The sequence below is a fragment of the Oleiphilus sp. HI0117 genome (assembly GCF_001635235.1).
In genome coordinates, this window is the sequence record NZ_LWGA01001279.1 from 1 (window position 1) to 1,469 (window position 1,469).

The 1,469-nt window shown below is 43.9% G+C and carries 2 protein-coding genes; both read right to left on the reverse strand.

All coding sequences use genetic code 11. The features are described 5' to 3' along the window. Positions 1-273, reverse strand: a 273-nt coding sequence (locus A3757_RS22255) for a rhodanese-like domain-containing protein (RefSeq protein WP_068740322.1), incomplete at its 3' end; no start/stop codon positions are given. Positions 274-452: 179 nt separating this feature from the next. Beyond that, a partial coding sequence (locus A3757_RS22260; RefSeq protein WP_304439210.1) for a proton-conducting transporter membrane subunit occupies positions 453-1,469 on the reverse strand: 1,017 nt, incomplete at its 5' end.

A 1,469-nucleotide genomic window follows, 5' to 3' on the forward strand; every position in this document is an offset into this window, starting at 1 on the left:
ATACCCGGCTGCAATCAAAGCATTCTTCGCTTTTTCCGCGCGCACACCCCTGGCGCAATAAACAACAATCTCAGTGTTTTTGTCGGGATACTGCCGGCTAACTATAGGAACGATTTCGTTGTGGGTGGCACGTAGGTCACCATCTATATGGTCGAAAGTGTGTTCAATTTTACTTCTCACGTCGATCCAGACAGGGTCTGCCAATATGATATTGGAGCCAAAGGTGGCAAAACATAGTAATACTAGGCGGAATAAATAGGATGGTAATCTCATAGCTTTAAGTCCCTGTAATGAGTAGAGGCTAATATAAAGCCTAGAAACCGAAGGCAAATATGTCAAAAAACGAGGGAGTGTAACCGGAGGTATTATGATCTATGTACGCAAAATAGAATACAACCTAGCTAGGGACTCTTGGAGCTAATAAAGATTTACTTAGTTGAAAAGCTGCTCGATTAGAGCAGCTCAGGAAAGTAATAAATCATTAAATATACTGCTAGCAAAATGGCGACCCAAACAACCATGGTCTCAGTTGGCCATAGCCTTGCAAAGTATCCTTTTGGTTTTCCAGCTTTGGTGTCATAAGAGTTTTGAATCATTTGCTTAATTGAATAAGCGAGTGATTTTTCAATCTTTTCATAGGTGCAATAGATCGTGCATGCTAGCCTTTTTACAAACGCGGGAGCAAGCTTTCGGTATAACCAGTCAGCATCCAGATTTGTGGAAGGTAGTTCTGGCGGGTATAGATTGCGCAGGTTTAACCATACAAACGCTAGAGCCGAGAAGAACAAAAGCTGTAACTGCGTAAGAACGTGCGTAATATCGTAGGGCTGGTAGCTGTGTTCCCAGGGCAATAGAGCGTAAACAGTCTGAGCAGGAAAGGTACCTAGTACAACACACCCAACGGCTGCTAAGGTCATCGCAATTAGCATGTTTTTGGGTGGTTCAGTTGTACGGATACCTGAATCGTGAGCAAAAAATGCGAAGTAAGGAATCTTGATGCCCGCGTGATGAAATACGCCGGCAGCGGCAAATAGTAATAATAACCAAACAACATCATAGCCTTCAGCTACTGCAGCAGCCATAATCATTGACTTCGATACGAAGCCGCTGAAAAGCGGGAAGGCCGAGATAGACGCAGCACCAACAATACAAAGTATGGTTGTTTTTGGCATGCTCTTGTAAAGGCCGCCAAGCTCTGAGCCATTGATTTTACCTGTCATGTGCAAGACAGCGCCCATTGTCATCATCAACAGACCTTTAAATATAACATCATTAAAGGCATGGGCAACGGCACCGTTCAATGCAATGGCGGTACCTATACCAATCCCCACAATCATAAAACCAATTTGGTTAATAAGGCTGTAGGCAAGTACTCGGCGGAGATCATTTTCGATAACTGCAAAGAAAATTGGAAAGCATGCCATGGTGACACCAATCCATACGAGAATTTCTTCACCGGGGTAGGCCCG